The 20,216-nt window shown below is 69.9% G+C and carries 15 protein-coding genes; 5 read left to right on the plus strand and 10 right to left on the minus strand.

All coding sequences use genetic code 11. The annotated features are described in order from the left end of the window. Nucleotides 1–55: 55 nt before the first annotated feature. From AC07OA_RS20540 to AC07OA_RS20550, 3 genes are all read left to right on the plus strand, one after another. Nucleotides 56–814 carry a dienelactone hydrolase family protein gene (locus AC07OA_RS20540; protein WP_494665682.1) on the plus strand — a complete coding sequence of 253 codons (759 nt, stop codon included), beginning with the start codon at nucleotides 56–58 and terminating at the stop codon, nucleotides 812–814. An 87-nt stretch (nucleotides 815–901) separates the two neighbouring features. Then, nucleotides 902–1,372 carry a hypothetical protein gene (locus AC07OA_RS20545; protein ID WP_494665683.1) on the plus strand — a complete coding sequence of 157 codons (471 nt, stop codon included), beginning with the start codon at nucleotides 902–904 and terminating at the stop codon, nucleotides 1,370–1,372. Then, nucleotides 1,369–1,716 (plus strand): hypothetical protein, encoded by a 348-nt coding sequence (locus AC07OA_RS20550; RefSeq protein WP_494665684.1) that lies wholly within the window; start codon nucleotides 1,369–1,371, stop codon nucleotides 1,714–1,716. The genes AC07OA_RS20545 and AC07OA_RS20550 overlap by 4 nt, the downstream gene beginning before the upstream one ends. Here the strand turns inward: AC07OA_RS20550 and AC07OA_RS20555 are convergent. The 4 genes from AC07OA_RS20555 to AC07OA_RS20570 form a co-directional block, all read right to left on the minus strand. Then, on the minus strand, nucleotides 1,713–2,933 hold the full coding sequence (locus AC07OA_RS20555; protein WP_494665685.1) for a DUF418 domain-containing protein: 1,221 nt from the start codon (nucleotides 2,931–2,933) through the stop codon (nucleotides 1,713–1,715). The two genes, AC07OA_RS20550 and AC07OA_RS20555, sit on opposite strands and share 4 nt — an antisense overlap. A gap of 67 nt (nucleotides 2,934–3,000) precedes the next feature. Further along, the gene (locus AC07OA_RS20560; protein ID WP_494665686.1) at nucleotides 3,001–4,320 is read right to left on the minus strand and encodes an MFS transporter; all 1,320 of its coding nucleotides are present in this window, start codon (nucleotides 4,318–4,320) and stop codon (nucleotides 3,001–3,003) included. 203 nt (nucleotides 4,321–4,523) lie between these two features. Then, nucleotides 4,524–9,347 carry an NAD-glutamate dehydrogenase gene (locus AC07OA_RS20565; protein ID WP_494665687.1) on the minus strand — a complete coding sequence of 1,608 codons (4,824 nt, stop codon included), beginning with the start codon at nucleotides 9,345–9,347 and terminating at the stop codon, nucleotides 4,524–4,526. A 299-nt stretch (nucleotides 9,348–9,646) separates the two neighbouring features. Next, a complete protein-coding gene (locus AC07OA_RS20570) occupies nucleotides 9,647–10,771 on the minus strand; it encodes an AI-2E family transporter (RefSeq protein WP_494665688.1) in 1,125 nt (374 codons plus the stop codon). A gap of 116 nt (nucleotides 10,772–10,887) precedes the next feature. Between AC07OA_RS20570 and AC07OA_RS20575 the strand changes: the two genes are divergently transcribed. Next, nucleotides 10,888–12,420 carry a helicase HerA-like C-terminal domain-containing protein gene (locus AC07OA_RS20575; RefSeq protein ID WP_494665689.1) on the plus strand — a complete coding sequence of 511 codons (1,533 nt, stop codon included), beginning with the start codon at nucleotides 10,888–10,890 and terminating at the stop codon, nucleotides 12,418–12,420. Between the two features lie 6 nt (nucleotides 12,421–12,426). Here the strand turns inward: AC07OA_RS20575 and AC07OA_RS20580 are convergent, their stop codons facing one another. The 6 genes from AC07OA_RS20580 to AC07OA_RS20605 form a co-directional block, all read right to left on the minus strand. After that, nucleotides 12,427–14,889 carry a bifunctional diguanylate cyclase/phosphodiesterase gene (locus AC07OA_RS20580; RefSeq protein ID WP_494665835.1) on the minus strand — a complete coding sequence of 821 codons (2,463 nt, stop codon included), beginning with the start codon at nucleotides 14,887–14,889 and terminating at the stop codon, nucleotides 12,427–12,429. A gap of 102 nt (nucleotides 14,890–14,991) precedes the next feature. Beyond that, on the minus strand, nucleotides 14,992–15,900 hold the full coding sequence (locus tag AC07OA_RS20585) for a DMT family transporter (protein WP_494665690.1): 909 nt from the start codon (nucleotides 15,898–15,900) through the stop codon (nucleotides 14,992–14,994). A gap of 10 nt (nucleotides 15,901–15,910) precedes the next feature. Further along, on the minus strand, nucleotides 15,911–16,798 hold the full coding sequence (locus tag AC07OA_RS20590; RefSeq protein WP_494665691.1) for an SDR family NAD(P)-dependent oxidoreductase: 888 nt from the start codon (nucleotides 16,796–16,798) through the stop codon (nucleotides 15,911–15,913). A gap of 106 nt (nucleotides 16,799–16,904) precedes the next feature. Further along, nucleotides 16,905–17,102 (minus strand): hypothetical protein, encoded by a 198-nt coding sequence (locus AC07OA_RS20595; RefSeq protein ID WP_494665692.1) that lies wholly within the window; start codon nucleotides 17,100–17,102, stop codon nucleotides 16,905–16,907. Then, entirely contained in the window at nucleotides 17,099–18,019 is a 921-nt protein-coding gene (locus AC07OA_RS20600; RefSeq protein ID WP_494665693.1) for a WecB/TagA/CpsF family glycosyltransferase, read from the minus strand. The genes AC07OA_RS20595 and AC07OA_RS20600 overlap by 4 nt, the downstream gene beginning before the upstream one ends. 205 nt (nucleotides 18,020–18,224) lie before the next feature. Next, nucleotides 18,225–19,223 carry an NADPH:quinone oxidoreductase family protein gene (locus tag AC07OA_RS20605; RefSeq protein WP_494665694.1) on the minus strand — a complete coding sequence of 333 codons (999 nt, stop codon included), beginning with the start codon at nucleotides 19,221–19,223 and terminating at the stop codon, nucleotides 18,225–18,227. 70 nt (nucleotides 19,224–19,293) lie between these two features. Here AC07OA_RS20605 and AC07OA_RS20610 point away from each other — a divergent pair, with 70 nt between their 5' ends. Next, complete coding sequence (locus AC07OA_RS20610; protein ID WP_494665695.1) at nucleotides 19,294–20,169, plus strand: isoaspartyl peptidase/L-asparaginase family protein; 876 nt, start codon at nucleotides 19,294–19,296, stop codon at nucleotides 20,167–20,169. Nucleotides 20,170–20,216: the final 47 nt, after the last annotated feature.

The raw sequence follows: 20,216 nt of genomic DNA on the forward strand, positions 1-20,216 counted from the left end.
CCGGTCGTCGCCCCTATCTCCGATCCTTGAACCGTCAGTCGGGAGATCGACCGCCATGCTCAGCGCCGACTGGGGAGCCCAGCTCGCCGCCGCCTCCAAGGTGTTCAAGCCTGCGGGACCCGGCCCCTTTCCGGTGGCGCCGATCCTGCACGGCTGCGGGGGCAAGACCCCGTTCCTGGAGGCCTATGCCCAGGTCGCGGTCGAGGCGGGCTGGGCGGCCGTGGTGGTCGACAGCTTCGCCCCGCGCGGCATCTCGCCCCTGCGGGCCAAGCTGACGGTCTGCACGGGCGCCACCCTGCACGGCCTGCGCCGGTCGGGCGACATCTTCGCCATGCTGGCCTGGCTGGAAACGCAAGACTGGGCCGACGCTGGACGGGTGTTCCTGGCCGGCTGGAGCCACGGCGGCTGGTCGATCATGGACGGCTTTGCGATCGGCGACGGCGCGGCCCGGGCCACCGGCGTGACCGACGCCGACCCGGCCAGGCTGCGCGAGCGGGTCAAGGGCGCGCTGCTGGTCTATCCCTTCGCCTATTTCCCCTCCCTGACCGGCCGCCGAGGCTGGGGAGCGGGCGTCCTGCCGCCGGTCTATTCGGTGCTGGCCGGCAAGGACCAGGTGGTGGGCTGGAAGTCGCCCCAGGCGGCGCTGGAGCGACTGCGGCGCGACGGCCTGGCGGTGGACACCGTCTTCCATCCCGACGCCACCCACACCTACGACGACGACCGCGCCAACGACCCGCGCGCCCGCTACCGGCCCGACCTGTTCGCCCAGACCCGCGACTATTTCGCCAAGGCCCTGGCGTCGGTCGGCGCCTGAGACTCGCGCTCAACGCGCATTTCTCTTGCATAGATTGCAATGAAGATCGACGCATGCCAGGGTCGCGGCGCGTTGCCGGAGGTTCCCATGAAGCTGGCGCCGATCGCGCGGGCCGCCCTGGTCCTGACCCTGCTGTCGCCCCTGGCGGTGCTGCCCGCCTGCGCGCCGGTCTCGCCGCCGTTCAATCCGGCGGTCCAGAGCAACACCGCCGCCCTGAAGACCGACACCCTGGCCCTGCTGGACAAGGCCGGCGACTTCTATGCCGGGCACGCCGCCGAGGTCGACGCCCTGAACGCCCGCCTCGACGGGGCCGCGACGGTGGCGGCCAGCACGCCGCAGAACGCCCTGGCCGCCAAGCAGTGGGACCTGCTGCGCGATCCCGACCGCGCGCTGTGGGGCGGCACGATCAAGCTCTGGAAAACCCAGAACACCCTGGGCCTGGCGTTCCGCGAAGAGAAGAAGATCCAGATCCGTCGGGCCTTCGACTACATCCTGTGCCTGGAGGCCAACAAGCAGCAGGCCCAGTCCTGCGGCGCGATGCAGGGAGGCGGGGCGTGAGCCAGTTCGACGACTTCGTCGCGGCCGCCAAGGCCAACCTCACGGTGCTGGGCAAGGACAGCTTCGAGGGCTATTCGGCCCAGGTGAAGGCCTTGGCCCAGGACGCCCTCGACAAGGCCAAGATCAATCTCGCGCGCTGGACCGGCCAGCTGGCCGCCGGACAACTGACCAGGGCCGAGTTCGAGAACCTGGTCCGGGGCGAGACCGACCTGACCGAGATCGCCGGCTATACGGCCGCCGGCATGAGCCTGGCCGAGGCCCAGCGCCTGCGCGACGCGGTCACCCTGACGGTGATCGACACCGCGCTCGACACCTTCCTGAATCCGGCCCCGCCGCCGCCCTAGACCGCGACCGCCACCTTGGCCGGCTCGCGGCGCAGGGGCATGGGTCCGCGATAGGCCAGGCGCCACAGCCACTCCAGCGGCCCCATGGTGAACCGCGCCATCCACCAGCGCGACCACAGAATCTGCAGCAGCCAGATCACCGCCACGGCCGCCGCCAGGAACGGCCGGTCGACCTTGCCGTAGAGGCTTGGGCCCCGACCGCCGTACAGCAGCACGGTCATCAGGATCGACTGGGTCAGGTAGTTGGTGAAGGCCATCTGGCCCACCGGGGCCAGGATCGCCGGGATCGCCTTCCAGATCCGCGACCGCGCCGCCAGCACCATCAGCCCCACATAGCCCAGGCTGACCACCGGGGCGGTGGCGCTCTGCAGCCAGCGGGCCAGGCTGCGGATCGGCCAGCCGTGGTCGGGCAGCACGGTGTAGAGGGTCTCGGCCAGGCCCACGATCACCAGGGCGCCGAGGCCCGTCCCGACCAGGGCCTGGTAGACGCCGACCGACACCTTGCCGGTCAGGACGCCCAGCTTGTAGAGCCCCATGCCGACCAGCATCAGCGACAGCACCAGGATCGGCCAGGTCTGGGGCCAGTGGGCGAAGGACTCGAAGATCCAGGTCCCGTAGTCCTTGGCGTTCTGGACGAAGGACTGGCTGAAACCGCCCTGGTACTGGACGGTGTCGGCGTGGATGCTCGCCAGGAACTCGGCCATCTTCGCCGGCGGCGGATCGCCCCCGCCCTCGGCCGCGTGCTTGAGCATGGTCCAGGCGTTCCAGCCCGACAGCCCCAGGTGCAGGCCGATCCCCGCCTGCAGCAGCCGCTTGGCCGGCCAGCCGCGCGCCCAGATCGCCAGCAGGCCGACGATGGCGTAGGTGTTGAGCACGTCGCCCTGCCAGATGACGAAGCCGTGGAACAGGCCGATGGCCAGCAGGCTGACCAGGCGCAGGACCAGGATCTTCTGGCGCTCGCCGTCTCCGCCTTCGCCGCCCACCAGCAGGATCGAGGCGCCGAACAGCATGGCGAACATCGAATAGAACTTCTGCTGGAAGAACACCTGGGTGACCCACCACACCGCCACAGAGGCCGGGGCCATGCCGGGCGGCCACAGGGTCAGGCTGGTGGCCACCGAATGGGGCTCGGCGGAGATCGGGATGTTGCACAGAAGGATGCCCAGCACCGCCAGGCCCCGCAGCGAATCCAGCAGAACGATCCGATCCTTGGTCATGTACGCCCTCCCCCAACTGTAACCGGCGGCGATCCTGAACCGTGTCGCCGCCGACGACAACCCAGGGTTAGGCAGCTTCGGGTCCCTGGCGCGGCACGCGGGCCAGGACCACGGCGCCGGCCGCCAGGAACAGGGCCGAGACGGCCACGGCGATGCGCTGGTCGCCGACCAGGCGCGTGCCCACGGCGATGACCAGCGGGGCCATGAAGGCCGTCGCCTTGCCCGACAGGGCGTAGAGCCCGAACCACCGCCCGGTCTCGCCGGCCGGGGCCAGCTCGGCCATCCAGGCCCGCAGGGATGCCTGGGCCGGTCCGAAGGTCAGGCCCACGAACAGCGAAAAGCCCAGGAACGCCCGCTCGGGCAAGCTGGAGAACAGGGGCGCGCCCTCGACGGGCGGGGCCACCTTGATCACGAAGGCCAGGGTGTCGCGGCCCACCAGGCCGATGCCGAACGCCCCGAACAGCACCACGCCCGAGGCGATCAGCACCGTGGTCTTGGAGCCCAGCTTCTGGTCGACCCGGCCGCCGACGAAGGTGCCGATCCCGGCGAAGACGGTCAGGGCGATGGCGTAGAGGCCAAGCTGGGTGGTGGTCCAGCCGAACATGCCGGCGGCCAGCACGCCGCCGAAGGCTATGAAGCTGGAAATGCCGTCGCCAACCAGCATCCGGCCGATCAGGAAACGCAGCATCCACGGACGGCGCGGCAGAGAGCGGATCGTCGTCCACAGCTCGGCCAGCGGCTTGTGGCCGGCGATCTTGGGCGGCTGGGGCGCGACCAGGATCAGCGGCCAGGCGAAGACCAGGAACCAGACGGCGACCAGCGGCCCCACGATGCGGTCGGGCTCGTGCAGGGCCTTGGACAGACCCAGCATCGGGACCTTGGGCAGGGAGAAGCACAGCAGCACCACGAACAGGGTGATCAGCGCCCCGCAATAGGCCAGGGCCCAGGCCGTGCCCGACAACCGCCCCAGCTGGCCCGGTTTGGCGACCAGGGGCAGCAGGGCGTTCATCACCGAGGCGCTGAGCTCGGCCGCCACCCCGGCCACCACCAGGCAGACCAGGATCGGCAGGACGCGGCCCGCGTCGCCGGGCGTGGCCAGCCACAGGGCGGCGCTGGCCAGGACGAACGGAACCGACAGACCGATCAACCAGGCGCGCGGATTGCGCCGGGCGTCCAGGCTGGCCCCGACCAGCGGGCTGAACACGGCGATCATCAGGCCAGAGATCGCCCCGGCATAGCCCAGCAGGCTCTGCCCCCGCGCGGCGTCGCCGACGAAGCCGGCGGCGAAATAGGGGGTGAAGATGAAGGTGGCGATCAGCGCCCAATACGGCTGCTGGGCCCACTCGTAGAGCGCCCACGCCACCCGCTGCCGATCACCCTTGTCCATGTACGCGTCCCCCAAACCGGAGACGCTTATAACGATCCTTCTCCCCTTGCGGGAGAAGGTGTCGGCGCAAGCCGACGGATGAGGGGTCGCACGAACGAAAACCGCCGCGACCGGCCTTTCGGCTGATCGCGGCGGACAGGTCTTTCAACCCCTCACCCGACCCCGCTTCGCGGGGCCACCCTCTCCCGCAAGGGGAGAGGGATTTACGTCGCGCTCGCCAGGCCCCGCAGCGCCGCGTTGGCGATGGTCAGCTTGGCGAAGGTCCAGCCGCCGCCGGCCTGTTCGATGTCCTCGACCGTGCGCTTGGCGGCGCGGACGGCGTCGGGGCGCAGGGCGCTCCAGGAGGTCACCGCCGCCTTGGCCGAGACCTCGTCGTCGCCGGCCTGGGCGTTGGCGGCGAACTTCAGGACCGTCTGGGTGATGGCGGTCTGCTCGCCCAGCATGTCCTCGATCAGCCGGCGCACGGCCAGGCGCTCGAAGGCGTCGCCGCCGACGAACGAACCGGCAGCCGAGCGCAGGCGGTCGAAGCCGTAGGCCGCGCCCACCTGGTGATAGAGCCGCGCCACGTTCTCGACCGACCAGCTGGAGGCGTTGCCCAGGTCGACCAGATCGGCGGCCGTGGTCAGGGGCTGCAGCGCCGCCACCGCCTGGGCCAGGGCCTCGGGCGCGCCGTCGGCCACATAGGCCTTGGTCCGCTTGGCCGTGGTCTTCTGCTCGAACGGCGACAGGATCGACACGCCCAGGGCCGACAGCGCCTTGACCGACGGACCGTAGGCCTCGACCAGGGCCTTGACGGTTAGCTTGTCCTTGAACGCCCGACGGGCCAGCCAGAAGGTCAGGCTGCGCTGGGCGTAGGCCAGGGCCTTGTAGAGCGCCAGCTGGCCGCCGGCCGAGGCCTTGCCGTCCAGGGCCGAGACCTGGTCCCACAGGGCGTCGACGCCCAGGATCTCGCGGGCGGCGGCGAAGGCGATGACCAGGGCGGTCGTGTCGCAGCCGGCGGCGGCCTTCAGGCGGCTCGGGAAGGTCGGGCCGCACATGTTGATCATCTGGTTGTCGAGGACGGTGGCGATGATCTCGCGCTTCAGCCGGTGCTGCTGCATGGCGTCGGCATATTGGCCCAGGGCCGGCGGGAAATAGCCCTTCAGCGTCGCCTCGAACCACGGATCATCGGGCGCCTGGGAGGCGACGATGTCGTCGAACAGATCGATCTTGCCATAGGCCAGCAGCACGGCCAGTTCCGGCCGGGTCAGACCCTTGCCGGCCTGGGCGCGCTCGGCGAGAGCCGCCGCTTCCGGCAGCCCCTCGACGCGGCGATCCAGCCGCCCCTTGGCTTCCAGCCCGGCCATGAACTGGGCGTGGGAGCTGACCTCCGACACCGCGTCGCTCTCCATCAGCGACAGGGCCAGGGTCTGGTCGTAATTGTCGGCCAGGACGTGGCCGGCCACGTCGTCGGTCATGGTCGGCAGGAGCTTGTTGCGGCCCTCGCGATCCAGCTTGCCGCCGCGCTCCAGGATCCCGGTCAGGATCTTGATGTTGACCTCGTGGTCGGAGCTGTCGACCCCGGCCGAGTTGTCGATGGCGTCGGTGTTGATGTGGCCGCTCGCTTGAGCGAACTCGATCCGGCCGGCCTGGGTGACGCCGAGGTTCGCGCCCTCGCCGATCACCTTGACCCGCAGGTCCACGCCGTTGACGCGGATGGCGTCGTTGGCCTTGTCGCCGGCCTCGGCGTGGCTCTCGGTCCTGGCCTTCACATAGTTGCCGATGCCGCCGAAATAGAGGAGCTCGGCGCGGGCCTTGAGGATGGCGGTCAGCACCTCGCTCGGCGCGGCCGTCTCGCCCTTCAGGTCCAGCATGGCCCGCACCTCAGCCGACAGCGGGATCTGCTTGAGCGTGCGCGGGAACACCCCGCCGCCCTTGGAGATCAGGCCCTTGTCGTAGTCGTCCCAGGACGAGCGCGGCAGGCGGAACATCCGCTCGCGCTCGGCCCACGACTTGGCCACGTCCGGATCGGGGTCCAGGAAGATGTGGCGATGGTCGAAGGCAGCCAAGAGCTTGATCTGCTTGGACAGCAGCATGCCGTTGCCGAACACGTCGCCCGACATGTCACCCACGCCCACCACGGTGAAGGGCTCGGCCTGGATGTCCTTGCCCAGCTCGCGGAAGTGGCGCTTGACCGCCTCCCAGGCGCCCCGGGCGGTGATGCCCATCACCTTGTGGTCGTAGCCCACCGAACCGCCCGAGGCGAAGGCGTCGCCCAGCCAGAAGCCGTAGGACTCGGCCACGCCGTTGGCGATGTCGGAGAAGGTGGCCGTGCCCTTGTCGGCAGCGACGACCAGATAGGGGTCCTCGCCGTCATGCACCACCACGCCGGTCGGCGGGACGATGCGGTTGTCGGCGTCGATATTGTCGGTGATGTCCAGCAGGCCCGACAGGAAGGTCTTGTAGGCGCGGATGGCCTCGGCCTGGATGGCGTCGCGGTCGCCGCCGCGCGGCAGGTTCTTCGGATAGAAGCCGCCCTTGGAGCCGACCGGCACGATCACCGCGTTCTTGACCTGCTGGGCCTTCACCAGCCCCAGCACCTCGGTGCGGAAGTCGTCGCGGCGGTCCGACCAGCGCAGGCCGCCGCGCGCCACGGGACCGAAGCGCAGATGCACGCCCTCGACGTGCGGGGCCGAGACATAGATCTCGCGATAGGGCTTGGGGGCCGGCAGGTCCTCCAGCTCGCGCGAGGCGATCTTGTAGCTGATGTAGGGCTTGGGTTCGCCGTCGGGACCGACCTGGAAGAAGTTGGTCCGCTGGATGGCGCCGACCAGGGCGGCGATGCGGCGCAGGACGCGGTCGGCGTCCAGGCTTTCCACCGCCTGGAGGGCATCATTGATGCCGGCCTCGACGGCCTTGGCCTGCTCTTCGCGCGCGTTCAGGTCGGCGTGGACGGCCGGGTCGAACTTGATGCGGAACAGGTCGAGGATCAGGCGGGTGACGCCGGGATTGTCCGACAGGGCCTGCTCCTGCACGCCCTGGCTGGGGTCCAGGCCCGTCTGCTGGCGATAGCGGGCCAGGGCGCGGACCAGGGCGGCCTCGCGCCAGCCCACGCCCAGTTCCAGCACCAGGCGGTTGAAGCCGTCGCTCTCGGCCCGGCCGGTCCAGATGGCCACGAAGGCGGCCTCGAAGGCGGTCTTGATGTCGCCGAACGACAGGTGCTCGCCACGCTCGTCGCGCAGGGTGAATTCGTGGACCCAGACCTTGGGATGGCTGGTGTCCGAGGGCGTCAGCTTGAAGCCGTCCTCGATCAGGGCCTTCAGCCCCATGTGCTCCAGGATCGGCAGCACGTCGGCCAGGGGCGCGGCGGCGTCGGGGCGATAGAGCTTGAAGCGGAAGGTCAGCTTGTCGTCGTCGGCGTGGCGGAAGGCGCGGACCCGCACGGGCTCGCCCTGGGCCAGGTCGTCGACCACGGCGAGGTCGGCCAGGGCCTCGGCGGCGTCGTACTGGTCGCGATAGCCGGGCGGGAAGGCGCCCTGCCAGCGGGCCAGGGTCTGGGCCACGCGGCCCGGCGCCCCGCCGTCGCGAACGGCCGCCTCGAAGCGGTCGTCCCAGGTGCGGGCGGTCTCGGCGACGGCGGCTTCCAGGGCGGCCAGGTCCGGATCGCCGTGCTGGCCGGGCGTGACGCCCAGCACGTAGTGCACGCGGGCCAGGGGGGCGTCGGAGAAGCTGGGATAATAGGCGCTGACCCGGCCCTGATAGGCGTCGGCCAGGATCTTGCCGGCCCGCTCGCGCACGCCGCTGTCGTAGCGCTCGCGCGGCACGAACATCAGCACCGAGATGAAGCGGTCGAACGGGTCCTTGCGGGCGAACAGCCGCACGCGTGGCCGGTCGTAGAGGTGCAGCACCCCCAGGGCCATGGACAGCAGTTCGTCCTCGGAGATCTGGAACAGCTCGTCGCGCGGCCAGGTCTCCAGGATGTTGCGCAGCCGCTTGCCGCTGTGGCCTTCCGGATCCTTGCCGGCCTCGCTCAGCACGTGCGCGACCTTGCGGCGGATCACCGGCACCTCGTGAGCGGGGGTCTCGTAGGCCTCGGCGGTGAACAGGCCCACGAAGCGGACCTCGCCCGAGGGCTTGCCGTCGGCGCCGTACCGGCGCACCCCGACATAGTCCATGTAGCCCCGGCGGTGGACCTTGGAGCGCAGGTTCGACTTGGCCACCACCAGGGGCGCGCCCAGCAGCAGGTGGTCCCGGACCTGGGGCGACAGGATCGCCGGCTCGCTGCCCCGGCGCAGCACGGTCAGGGTCTGGTCGCGCAGCACGCCCAGGCTGCCCTCGGGCTGGTACAGCGGCTCCTCGGCCGCGTAGCCGCCGTCCGGCGTGCGGGGATAGTCGTAGACGCGCGCGCCCAGGAAGACGAAGCGGTCGCCCTCCAGCCAGTCCAGGAACGCCAGGCCCTCGGCGCGCTCGGCTTCGGGGATCGCCACGGGCGAGGCGCGCAGCTCGTCGATCGTGCGGTGGATCAGGGCCTTCATGGCGTCGAAGTCGTCGACCGCCAGCTGGACGTCGGCCAGGGCGTCGCGGACGGCGGCCAGCAGGGCCGCCTCGCGGTCCTCGCCCACCGGGGCCAGATAGACCTGGATCATCGAGCGGCCGTCGACCACCGGGTGGAACATGGCCCGCACCGAGAAGCCCTGCTCGGCGATGGCGCCCATGATGCTGTCGACCAGGAACGGACGGTCGGGCTGGACGATCTCCAGCAGGTCGCTCTTCAGGTCGGCCCCGTCCGCCCGAACGGCGTGGCGGATGCGGATGGAGAGGGGCTCCGAAGCCGTCTCGCCGAAGCGCCAGAACTCGGCCAGGGCGTGGGCGATGTCGGCGGGATCGAAGCCGGGCAGTTCCTCGGCCGACCAGTCTTCCTGGGCCTGGGCGGCGAACCGGGCCTGGGCTTCGGTGAGCGTCCCCTGCCCCAGGGCCGCGCCGAAGGCCGTGATCAGACCGTCGGATTGAGCCGTTGCCGCCTTGGGGTCAAGTTTTTCACCGACCATGGGATTTCCTCGCGAATTTTTGGCGACAACCTAGCCCTTTCAGGCCTGGTTTCAACCGAGACCTGGGAATACGGCGGAATATCTTACCGAGAAAATTCGAGGCCCGGACGCGGGAGCCGCCAGGCTCCGGACGCGGAAGCGCCGCCGGTTGGGGGGAAAACCGGCGGCGCGGGCCCGCCGGGGGGCGACGGGCGGTTCCGCATCGGACGCTCCAGAAAATCGGTCTGCGTCGCGCGGGGTCGGCGCGGGGGACCGCCGACAGGATCTAGATAGGAAGGCCATTTGGGATTTTAAGCCCCCTAGCCCGCGTTCTGTCGCGAAGGCGACTTTTTCTTCGCCGCGGCCGATTTCGACGCCCCGGGCGCCTTGCGGTCCAGGCCGTTGCCGCTGGGATCGCCGTCCTCCGACAGCATGATGGCGATCCAGCGGGTGCCCTCGAACTGGGCCATGATCAGCATCAGGGCCACGGTCAGGGGCGTGGACAGGAACATGCCCGTCACCCCCCACAGCGCGCCCCAGACGGCGAGGGACAGCAGCACCACCGTGGGGTCGATGTTCAGGCTGTCGCCCTGCATGCGCGGATAGATGACGTTGCCGACCACGAAGAAGATCAGCTCCAGCGCGCCGAACAGGATCAGGGCCGGCCAGAAGGTGTCGGGGAACTGCACCAAGGCGAACAGCGGCGGCAGGATGCAGCCGACCGCGCCGCCGATGATCGGGATATAGGCGGCCACGAAGATCAGGAAGGCCCAGAACAGGGCGTTGTCCAGACGCAGCAGCATCATCACCACCCAGGCGGCGACGGCGATCATCAAGCCGGTGACGGTCTGGATCCACAGGTACTGCTCCACCCCGTTGCGGATGCGCTGGAACAGCTGCATGGCCCCGTCGCGCTCGGCATGATGCGGATAGAGCGCGACGATCTTGCGATTGAAGCCCCGCCGCGAGGCGATGATGAAGCCCAGATAGATCAGCACCAGCACCGCGTTGGAGGCGAAGTTCTGCAGGCTCTGGGCCGCCGCGCCCGCGTACTTGCTGGGATTGAGCTGGTTGATCAGGTCTCCGATGGTCGGCGCCACCTTGATACCGACCAGCGAGGCGACCTTGGCGATCACCTCGTTCAGGCGCGGGGCGTATTCGCGCATCTGCAGCACGAAGCTCGTGCCATTGGCCGTCACCACCCAGACCGACCCGGCGAAGATGGCGATCGACAGGAAGATGGCGGCGGGCAGGGCCAGGGCCTTGGGGAAGCGCGGCAAGCGCTCGACCAGCACCCGGGCGAAGCTGTCGATCATCACCGCCAGGAACACCGCCATGGCCAGGGGGGTGAGGATGCCGCGCATCCAGTAGAGGGCGGCGGCGCCGAGGATGACCGCGATGAACACCAAGGCGTTGCGGCCGGTGATCGACGGAGACACGGTCATGGGCGAAATCTCTTTCTCGCGGCGTTCGTAAAAGACTGGCGCCACATTGACCGCGCCGATTGGCGCGGCGCAAGGCCAGGGCTAGGCTTAAGCCCCCAATGTGAAGGACGTTGCGTATGACCCTGGCGATCGGCGAAGGCGAAATCCTGCTCGGTGCTGGCGAAGGCCCCGTGGTTCAGCGGCTGGACCGCTCCAACCGGCACGGCGTTGTGGCCGGAGCGACCGGCACGGGCAAGACCGTGACCCTGCAGGTCATGGCCCAGGCCTTCGCCGACGCGGGCGTTCCGGTGTTCGCCGCCGACGTGAAGGGCGACCTGTCGGGCATGGCCATGGTCGGAACGCCCAACGAGAAGATGCAGGCCCGCGCCACCGCCATGGGCCTGACCCTGACGCCCTCGGCCCCGCCGGTGGTGTTCTGGGACCTGTTCGGCCAGAAGGGCCACCCGATCCGGGCCACCATCTCGGAAATGGGTCCCGTCCTGCTGTCGCGCCTCCTGGAACTGAACGACGTGCAGGAGGGCGTGCTGACCGTCGTCTTCCACGTCGCCGACCAGGACGGCCTGCTGCTGCTGGACCTGAAGGACCTGCAGGCGGCCCTGAAATACGTCTCCGACCACGCCGCCGAGATCGGCACCCAGTACGGCAACGTCGCCCCCGCCACCATCGGCGCGATCCAGCGCAAGCTACTGACCCTGCAGAGCCAGGGCGCCGACCACTTCTTCGGCGAGCCGGCCCTGAAGCTGGCCGACATCATGCGGACGGACGTCGCCGGGCGCGGCTATGTGAACCTGCTGGCCGCCGACCGGCTGATCCAGTCGCCCAAGCTCTATTCGACCTTCCTGCTGTGGCTGCTGTCGGAGATGTTCGAGGAGCTGCCCGAGGTGGGCGATCCGGATCGTCCCAAGCTGGTGTTCTTCTTCGACGAAGCCCACCTGCTGTTCAACGACGCGCCCAAGCCGCTGCTGGAGAAGATCGAGCAGGTCGTGCGGCTGATCCGGTCCAAGGGCGTGGGCATCTATTTCGTCACCCAGAACCCGGCCGACATCCCCGACGCGGTGCTGGGCCAGCTGGGCGCCCGGGTGCAGCACGCCCTGCGCGCCTACACCCCCGCCGACCAGAAGGGGCTGAAGGCCGCTGCCCAGTCGTTCCGCGCCAATCCCGCCTTCGACACGGCCGAGACCATCCAGGCCCTGGGCGTGGGCGAGGCCCTGATCTCGACCCTGGACGAGAAGGGCGCGCCCTGCGTGGTGCAGAAGACCACGATCCGCCCGCCGGCCTCGCGCCTGGGTCCGCTGACGCCAGAGGAGCGCGCGAGCCTGATGACCAAGAGCCCGGTCGCCGGCCTCTACGATCAGACCCTGGACCGCGAGTCCGCCTACGAGGTGCTTCAGGGCCGCGCCGCCCAGGCCCAGCAGCAGGCCAGCCAGGCCGCCGCCAGCGCCGAGGCCGAGCGCCAGCGCGCGGCGGCCGAGAAGGTGCGTCAGCGGGAAGAGGCGCGGGAAACACGGGCCGCGCCCCGGGCGCGCGCCTCGGGCGGCCGCCAGACCATGGTCGAGGCCTTCGCCGTCACCCTGGTCCGCACGGTCGCCAGCCAGGCCGGCCGCGAGATCATGCGCGGCCTGCTGGGCGGGATGTCGCGGCGGCGGTAGGGGGCCTTAAGCCGCCTTGCGGCGGCGCGGCTTCTTGGCGGCGGGCTCGGGGTCGGCCTGCGCCACCGGAGCCCATTTGACCGCCGCCTCGCTGGCCAGGGTCCAGGCCGACAGGGTGTCGACCGGGGCCGGACGGCCGATCGCATAGCCCTGCAGCTCGGCGCAGTTCTCGCCGCGCAGGAAGTCGATCTGCTCCTGGGTCTCGACGCCCTCGGCCACGACCGGGATCTCCAGGCTGCGGCCCAGGCCCAGCACGGCGCGCACGATCACGGTGGCGCGGTCGTGGCGGTGGATGTTCTCCACGAAGCTCTTGTCGATCTTGATCTTGTCGAACGGGAACGACTGCAGGGTCGACAGCGACGAGAAGCCGGTGCCGAAGTCGTCCATGGCGATCCGCACGCCCAGGGCCTTCAGGCGGCGCAGATTGTCCAGCGCGCGCTGATAGTCCTTGAACAGGGCGCTCTCGGTGATCTCCAGCTCCAGGCGCTTGGGCGACAGGCCGGTCTGGACCAGGACCTCGTGCACCAGGGTCGGCAGGTTGGGCTGGTTCAGCTGCAGCGGCGACAGGTTCACCGCGATGCGCAGCGGACGCTCCCAGGTGGCCGCGTCGGCGCAGGCGCGACGCAGGACCCACTCGCCCAGCTGGGTGATCAGGCCGCTTTCCTCGGCGACCGGGATGAACTCCAGCGGCGGGACCATGCCGCGCACCGGATGCTTCCAGCGCACCAGGGCCTCGAAACCGCAGACGTCGCCGTCGGCCGCCTTGGCCAGCGGCTGGTAGTAGACCACCAGCTCTTCGTCGATGATGGCCTGGCGCAGCTCGCGGGCCATGGTGCGACGCTCGCGAATCGACTCGTCCATCTCGCGCTTGAAGAAGCGATAGGCGCCGCGACCGCTTTCCTTGGCGCGGTAGAGGGCCATGTCGGCGTTGGCCAAGAGGGCCTCGGCCGTGCGGCCGTCGTCGGGGAACAGCGAGACGCCCAGGCTGGCGCCCATGGCCAGCTCCTGGCCTTCGTAGGCGGCCGGGGCCGACAGGGCCTCCAGCAGGCGGCCGGCCAGTTCGGCGGCGGCGGCGGGCTGGTCGCCGGCGGCCACCTGCACCACGATGAACTCGTCGCCGCCCAGGCGCGCGGCGAAGGACGGGGCCGTCAGGCTGTCCTGCAGGCGACGGGCGGTCTCCACCAGCAGGGCGTCGCCCGCCAGGTGACCGTGCAGGTCGTTGGCTTCCTTGAAGTGGTCCAGGTCGATGCAGATCAGCGACAGGCTCTCGCCCGAGGCCTCGACGCGGTCGAGGGCCGCGGCCAGGCGGACCTGCAGCGAATTGCGGTTGGGTAGGCCGGTCAGGCCGTCATGTTCGGCCAGGTAGCGGATCTTCTCCTCGGCCGAGCGGCGCTCGCGCAGGTCGCGCACGGCCAGCACGGTCAGGCCCGAGGTCTCCTGGCGGGCGCCGTCGTCCATCAGGCGCGAGAACACCTCCACCGGGATGGCGCGACCGCCGTCGGTGGGCTGCAGCACGCCCTCGCGGCGCTCGCCCTCGCGGGCCGCGCCTTTGTCGTCGAAGGTCAGCAACTGGCTCAGCGGCGTGCGCAGCAGGGCTTCCAGCTCGGTTCCGGCCAGCTCGCAGAAGGCGGCGTTGGCGTCGTTGATGCGGCCGTCCTGGATCACCACGATGCCTTCGTAGGCGGCGTTGGCCAGGCGGCGGATGCGGTCCAGGGCCGAGCGGCTGGTCGAGGACTCGATGGCCACCGCGCCCAGGCCGCCCAGGATGATCATGCCGGTGATCGAGGTCACGGCCAGGGTCAGTATGGCGCCCGACAGCATCTGGTCGGGCACGTTGATCGACGGATCGGGAACGATGGTGATCGCGCCCATGCCGATGAAGTGCAGGGCGCAGACGCCCAGGGTCAGGATCAGGCCGCCGCCGACCTGCTTGAGCAGGCTGCGGGCGCGCCCGGCGATCTGCAGGGCCGCGGCCGCGCCGATCACGCCCAGCAGCACCGACGAGGCGATGGTGGCCTGTTCCCACTGCACGAAGCCCTGGGTCACGAAGGCCGACATGCCGGTGTAGTGCATGGCCGCGATGCCCATGCCCAGGATCAGGCCGCCGGCGAAGTCGTTGGTGCGGCTGCGCTGGGCCGAGGCCACGGCGAAGCCGCCGGCCATGAACATCACCGCGATCATCAGCGACAGCAGGGTGCCCGAGGGGCTGTAGCCGGTCTTCAGGCCCGGGGTGTAGGCGACCATGGCGATGAAGTGGGTGGCCCAGACGCCCGATCCGGACACCAGGCCCGTCAGCAGCAGCCATGCGGCCCGCACCACCCCCTTGGCCCCGCGCATGCGCGAGTAGAGGCGGAACGCCGTGAAGCAGGCGGCGAAGCAGATCAGTCCGGCGACGACGACCAGACGAAGATCATGCTCCGTCGTCAGGCAGGTCAAAACCTTCAGCACGCACAGGCCCCCCAGGGAAATCCTGCTATCAATACCGGGGAAGATGCAAAAAAAGCGTTTCTCCGAAAACGCGTTATCCGGGTACGGATTTCCGGGTGCGATTTTACGCCCGGAACGGCGGTCTCAGGACGCCGCGCTCAGGGCCTTGCGCCGCGAGAGTTGGTGCTCGCGCCAGCTGATGAGCAGGGTCGAGGCCACCACCACCGCCGCCCCGGCCAGCACCGCCGGACTGGGCGTCTCGTGGAACAGCACCAGGCCCGCCACCACCGCGAACACCAGGCGGGTATAGTCGATGGGCGCCATCACCGCCGCCTCGCCCGCCTCCATGCCCTTGATGTAGCAGGCCTGGGTCAGGGTGCCGATCACGCCCATCAGGGCCAGCAGACCCAGGTCCGGCCAGGTGGGCCAGCGCCAGACGAACAGGGCCGGCGGGATCGCGAACACCAGGCCCAGGCCCGCGGCGTAGACCAGCAGGGTGAACGGCGAATGGTCGCGGGTCATCACCTTCATGCCGGTGATGGTCAGGGCGAACAGCAGGGCCGAGGCCAGGGCGGCGGCCTGGGGCCAGCCCAGCCAGTGAGCCGCGCCGCCCGCGCCCGGCTTCAGCATGATCAGCACGCCCAGGAAGCCGACCAGGGCCGCGCCGATCCGCAAGGGTCCGATAGGCTCGCGCAGCACCACCGCCGCCAGAGGCACCAGCCACAGGGTGCGGGTGAACGACAGGGCGTTGGCGTCGGCCAGGGGCAGTTCCTGATAGGCGTAGAACCCCAGGATCATGGCCAGCACCCCGGCGCTGGAGCGGAAGATCAGGATGCCCGGCCGGGTGGTGCGCAGGGCGCCGCGCCAGTCGCGGGCCACCAGGGGCAGCAGAACTATGGCCCCCGCCAGTTGCCGATAAAAAGTCTGCAGGGCGGCGGGATAGCCCGCCCCCAGAAACTTGATCAGGGTGGTCATGGCGGTGAACAGCACAGCCGAGGCCAGCATCCACAGCGCGCCGCGCAGGTTGGGCGTCAGGCGCGCCGCCAGACTCATGAAATCCGCCTCATTGCGCCTGCGAAGCGATCATCGCCGCCCGCATCTGCTCGGCCTGCTCGGGCGTGATGCCCATGGCCGCCAGCAGGGGCGACGGCGCGTTGGGATCCCAGGCGCTGCGGATGCCGATGGTCAGCCCGCCGTCGACCACGATGTGCGTGCCGGTGACGAACTCGGAATCGTCGCTGGCGAAATAGAGGGCGGCGCGGGCGATGTCCTCGGGCAGGCCGGCCTTGGGGATCGGCTGGATCTTGGGTCCGACCTCGGCGACGCGGGCGGCCATCTGGTCGGCGACCTCGCGCGGCAGGCCCATGGAGGCGCCGAAGATGGAGGTGGCGATCAGGCCCGGACAGATGGCGTTGACCCGGATCTTCTGGGGCGACAGCTCGGCCGCCGCGCACCGGGTCAGGTGGATCACCGCCGCCTTGGCCGTCGAATAGGCCAGGGGCCCGAAGCCCGCCTGCAGGCCGGCGATGGAGGCGGTGTTGATCACGCTGCCGCCGCCGCGTTCGACCATCAGCGGCAGGGCGTGCTTCATGCCCAGCACCGGGCCGCGCAGCAGCAGGGCGAAGGTGGCGTCCCAGCCCTCGGCGGTCATGTCGGCCAGGCCGTTGGGCGCGCCGCCGTGGCCGGCGTTGTTGAACAGGATGTCCAGACCCCCGAAGGCCTCCTGGGCCAGCTCGACGGCCGCGGCGATCTGGCTTTCGTGGGTGACGTCGCAGGGGGCGAAGCGGACCTTGTCGGGGAAACGCTTCTCCAGCATCTGGCCCTTCTCGGCCTGGACGTCGGCGGCCACCACGCTGGCGCCCTGGCTGACGAACAGCTCGACCGCGCCCAGGCCGATGCCCGAACAGCCGCCGGTGATCACCGCGACCTTGCCTTCCAGACGTCCCGTCATGCGCCGCTCCCTTGGGTCCGGCGCGGCCTCTGGGATCGGGCGGCTGCTCGGACACGGCCATCCTGGCGCGGCGAAGCGCCCGTGGCTAGGGATAAGTGAACAGCGTTCAGGCTTCCTGGCGGGCCGGCGACGGCGCGAAGCGGCTGGCCGCCAGGGTGAACAGCAGCCAGACCGCGCAGGGCAGCAGCACCACCGCCCAGGCCAGCACCAGGCCGACCAGGCCGAAGACGGCCGCGACCCGTTGGGCCACGTTGGGTCGCTCGCCCCTGTCGGCCGGCGACCGCGATTTGATGTTCAGGCTCATCGTTGTCCCCCCAGACCGTCAGAGCGCGTCAGATCCGTGGCCCGTGCATATTCGGCGCCAACGGGCTTGGGATTCTTGCGGGCCTCCGCCTGGCGGGCGATGGCGCGTCGCAGGTCGTGGAAGGCCGGCCCCATCAGGTGCCAGGGCTCCACGCAGTAGCGGGTGAACAGCCGCTGGGGATCGACCACCAGGCGGAACAGCCACTCCATGCCCACCTGGCCCATCCAGCGGGGCGCGGGGCGCTGGACGCCGGCCTCGTAGTCGAAGGCGCCGCCGACCGTGAAGGTCACGCAGGGACCCAGCTTGGGCTGGTTCTCCAGGACCCAGACCTCCTGGCGCGGCATGCCCATGCCCACCAGCACGATGTCGGGCTTGTAGGCGTTGATGGCCTCGATCACCGCCTGGTTCTCGTCCGAGCCCGACGTGACGTCGAAATAGCCGTGATGCGTCTGGATCTGGGCGCCCGGCCAGTCGGCCTGGATGCGCGTGGTCGCCTTCTCGCCGACGCCCGGGGCGCCGCCGACGAAGAACACCTTCCAGTTCTCCTTGATCGCCCGCTCCCAGAAGGCGTCGCGCCAGTCCAGATAGGTGCAGCGGTGGAACCGGCGGCTGGCCCGGCCCACGATGCGGGCCCAGAAGATCAGCGGCACGGAATCCACCTCGATCAGGTCGGACTTGCGGAAGAACTCGGCGATCTTCTCGTCGCGACGGATCAGGTACAGGCTGTGCAGATTGTGGTTGGCGACCACGGCGCTTTCGCGCGCGGCGATCTTGCGGGCCACGAAGTGAAAGACTTCCTCGGGACGCACCAGGTCCATAGACCCGCCCAGCACTTGCACACGCTCTTCCGGGCGCCTGTTCTGACGAAAGTTTTGACGCACCTCTGGAGAGAATGCGTCTCTCGCTGGGAGAAACATCTGACCGTGCTCCGACGACTGGCGCACAGGTCTAGAGGAATAGGCTTAGCTCTTTGCCAAAAAGGATGATTAGCGGGACTTAACCTTGAATTCCGTTATTCAACATTCATTCACCATCTAACCTTCTGGAGAGTCATGCGGATCGCCGAGATGGCGATAGTCTTGCGTAAACCATGACGATCCGCATGCGCCCCGATGTCGCGCTCTATTCGTTGACGACCACGACCTTGCCCATGGCCTTGCGGCTGGCGAGATGGGCGATGGCGTCGCCGGCCTTGGCCAGGGGGAAGCGTTCCGACACGTAGGGCTTGATCTTGCCGGCCGCGTAGAGGTCCATCAGCTCGCGCACGTTCTGGGCGTGGCCGGCCGGATCGCGCGCCACCGCCGCGCCCCAGAACACCCCGACGATGTCGCAGGACTTCAGCAGGGTCAGGTTCAGCGGGATCTTCGGAATGCCCGACGGGAAGCCGATCACCAGGAAGCGGCCGCCCCAGCCGGCGGCGCGGATGGTGGCTTCCGAATAGTCGCCGCCGACCGCGTCATAGGCCACGTCCCAGCCGTTGGGGCCGCAGGCGCCCTTGATCAGCTCGGCCAGGGCCTTCTGACCGTCCTTGTCGAACGGGCCGCGCGGATAGACCACCCCGGCGTCGGCGCCGTGCTTGATGGCCAGGTCCACCTTCTCCTGGCTGGAGCAGGCGGCGATCACCCGCGCTCCGGCCGCCTTGCCCAGCTCGACCGCCGCCAGGCCCACCCCGCCGGCCGCGCCCAGCACCAGCAGGGTCTCGCCGGCCTTCAGCCCGCCGCGATCCTTCAGGGCGTAATAGGAGGTGCCGTAGGTCAGGATGAAGGCGGCGGCCTCGTCGAAGGGCATGGCGTCGGGGATCGGGGTGCAGCGCGCCGGGTCGATCAGCAGCTTCTGCGCCATGCCGCCCCAGCCCGTCGAGGCCAGCACCCGCTGGCCCACCTTCAGGTCGGTGACGCCCTCGCCCACCGCCTCGATCACGCCGGAGACCTCGCCACCGGGGGCGAACGGGCGCTGGGGCTTGAACTGGTACTTGTCCTCGATGATCAGCACGTCGGGGTAGTTCACCCCGCACGCCTTGACGTCGATCACCACCTGGCCCGGGCCGGCCACGGGATCGGGCAGGTCCTCCAGCACCAGGGTCTCGGGTCCGCCGACCGCATTGCTGAGCACCGCCTTCATCTCGCCTCTCCCGTCTTTTGTCTTTAAGAGCGCCGGACGCTAGCGCAGGCCGACCGGCCAAGGAAGCAGAATGTCAAACAAACGTTTTACTCTCGCCCTGCACGGCGGCGCCGGGGCCAAGCGCGGCCATGACTACGCCGTCGAGATCGCCCACATGCGCGGCTTGGTCGAGGCGGCGCGCGACCGTCTGGCCGCCGGGGCCGGGGCCCTGGACGTGGCGGTCGAGACCGTGGTCGCCCTGGAGGCCAGCGGCCTCTACATCGCCGGCAAGGGCGCCTCGCCCAACGCCGACGGCGAATACGAGCTGGACGCCAGCCTGATGGACGGCGCCACCCTGCGCGCGGGATCGGTGGCGGCCCTGCAGGGCTTCGAGAGCCCGATCCTGGCCGCCCGCGCGGTGATGGAGAAGACCCCGCACGTGATGCTGGCCGGCGAGGGCGCCATGGCCTTCGCCCGCGAGCAGGGCCTCAAGGCGATTTCCGATCCCGCGTCGTGGTTCACCCACGCCGGGGCCTTCGAGGACAATACGGCGGCCGTCCTGCCCACCGGCACGGTCGGCTGCGTGGTCCGCGACGGCGAGGGGCGTCTGGCGGCGGCCACCTCGACCGCCGGGGTGTTCGGCAAGCTGCCGGGCCGGGTGGGCGACAGTCCGATCATCGGGGCCGGCGCCTGGGCCGACGGCCATGCGGCGGTGTCGTGCACCGGCCAGGGCGAATATTTCATCCGCACCGCCGTCGCCGCCCAGATCGCCCACCGGGTGCGGTTCGGCGGCGAGAGCCTGGAGGCCGCCGCCCAGGCCGCGATCCAGGGCGTGGCCGACCTCGGCGGCCATGGCGGCCTGGTCGCGGTGGACCGCGACGGCCATGTCGCCATGCCCTTCGCCTCCAGCGGCCTCAAGCGCGCGGCCCTGCTGCCCGACGGTACGATCGTCGCCGAGGCCTTATAGGCCGGGCAAAGCTTCACATCCCCGCGCTAGAACCCGCTGCCTCGCCT

This window comes from Caulobacter sp. GW821-FHT09B08 (assembly GCF_059418225.1).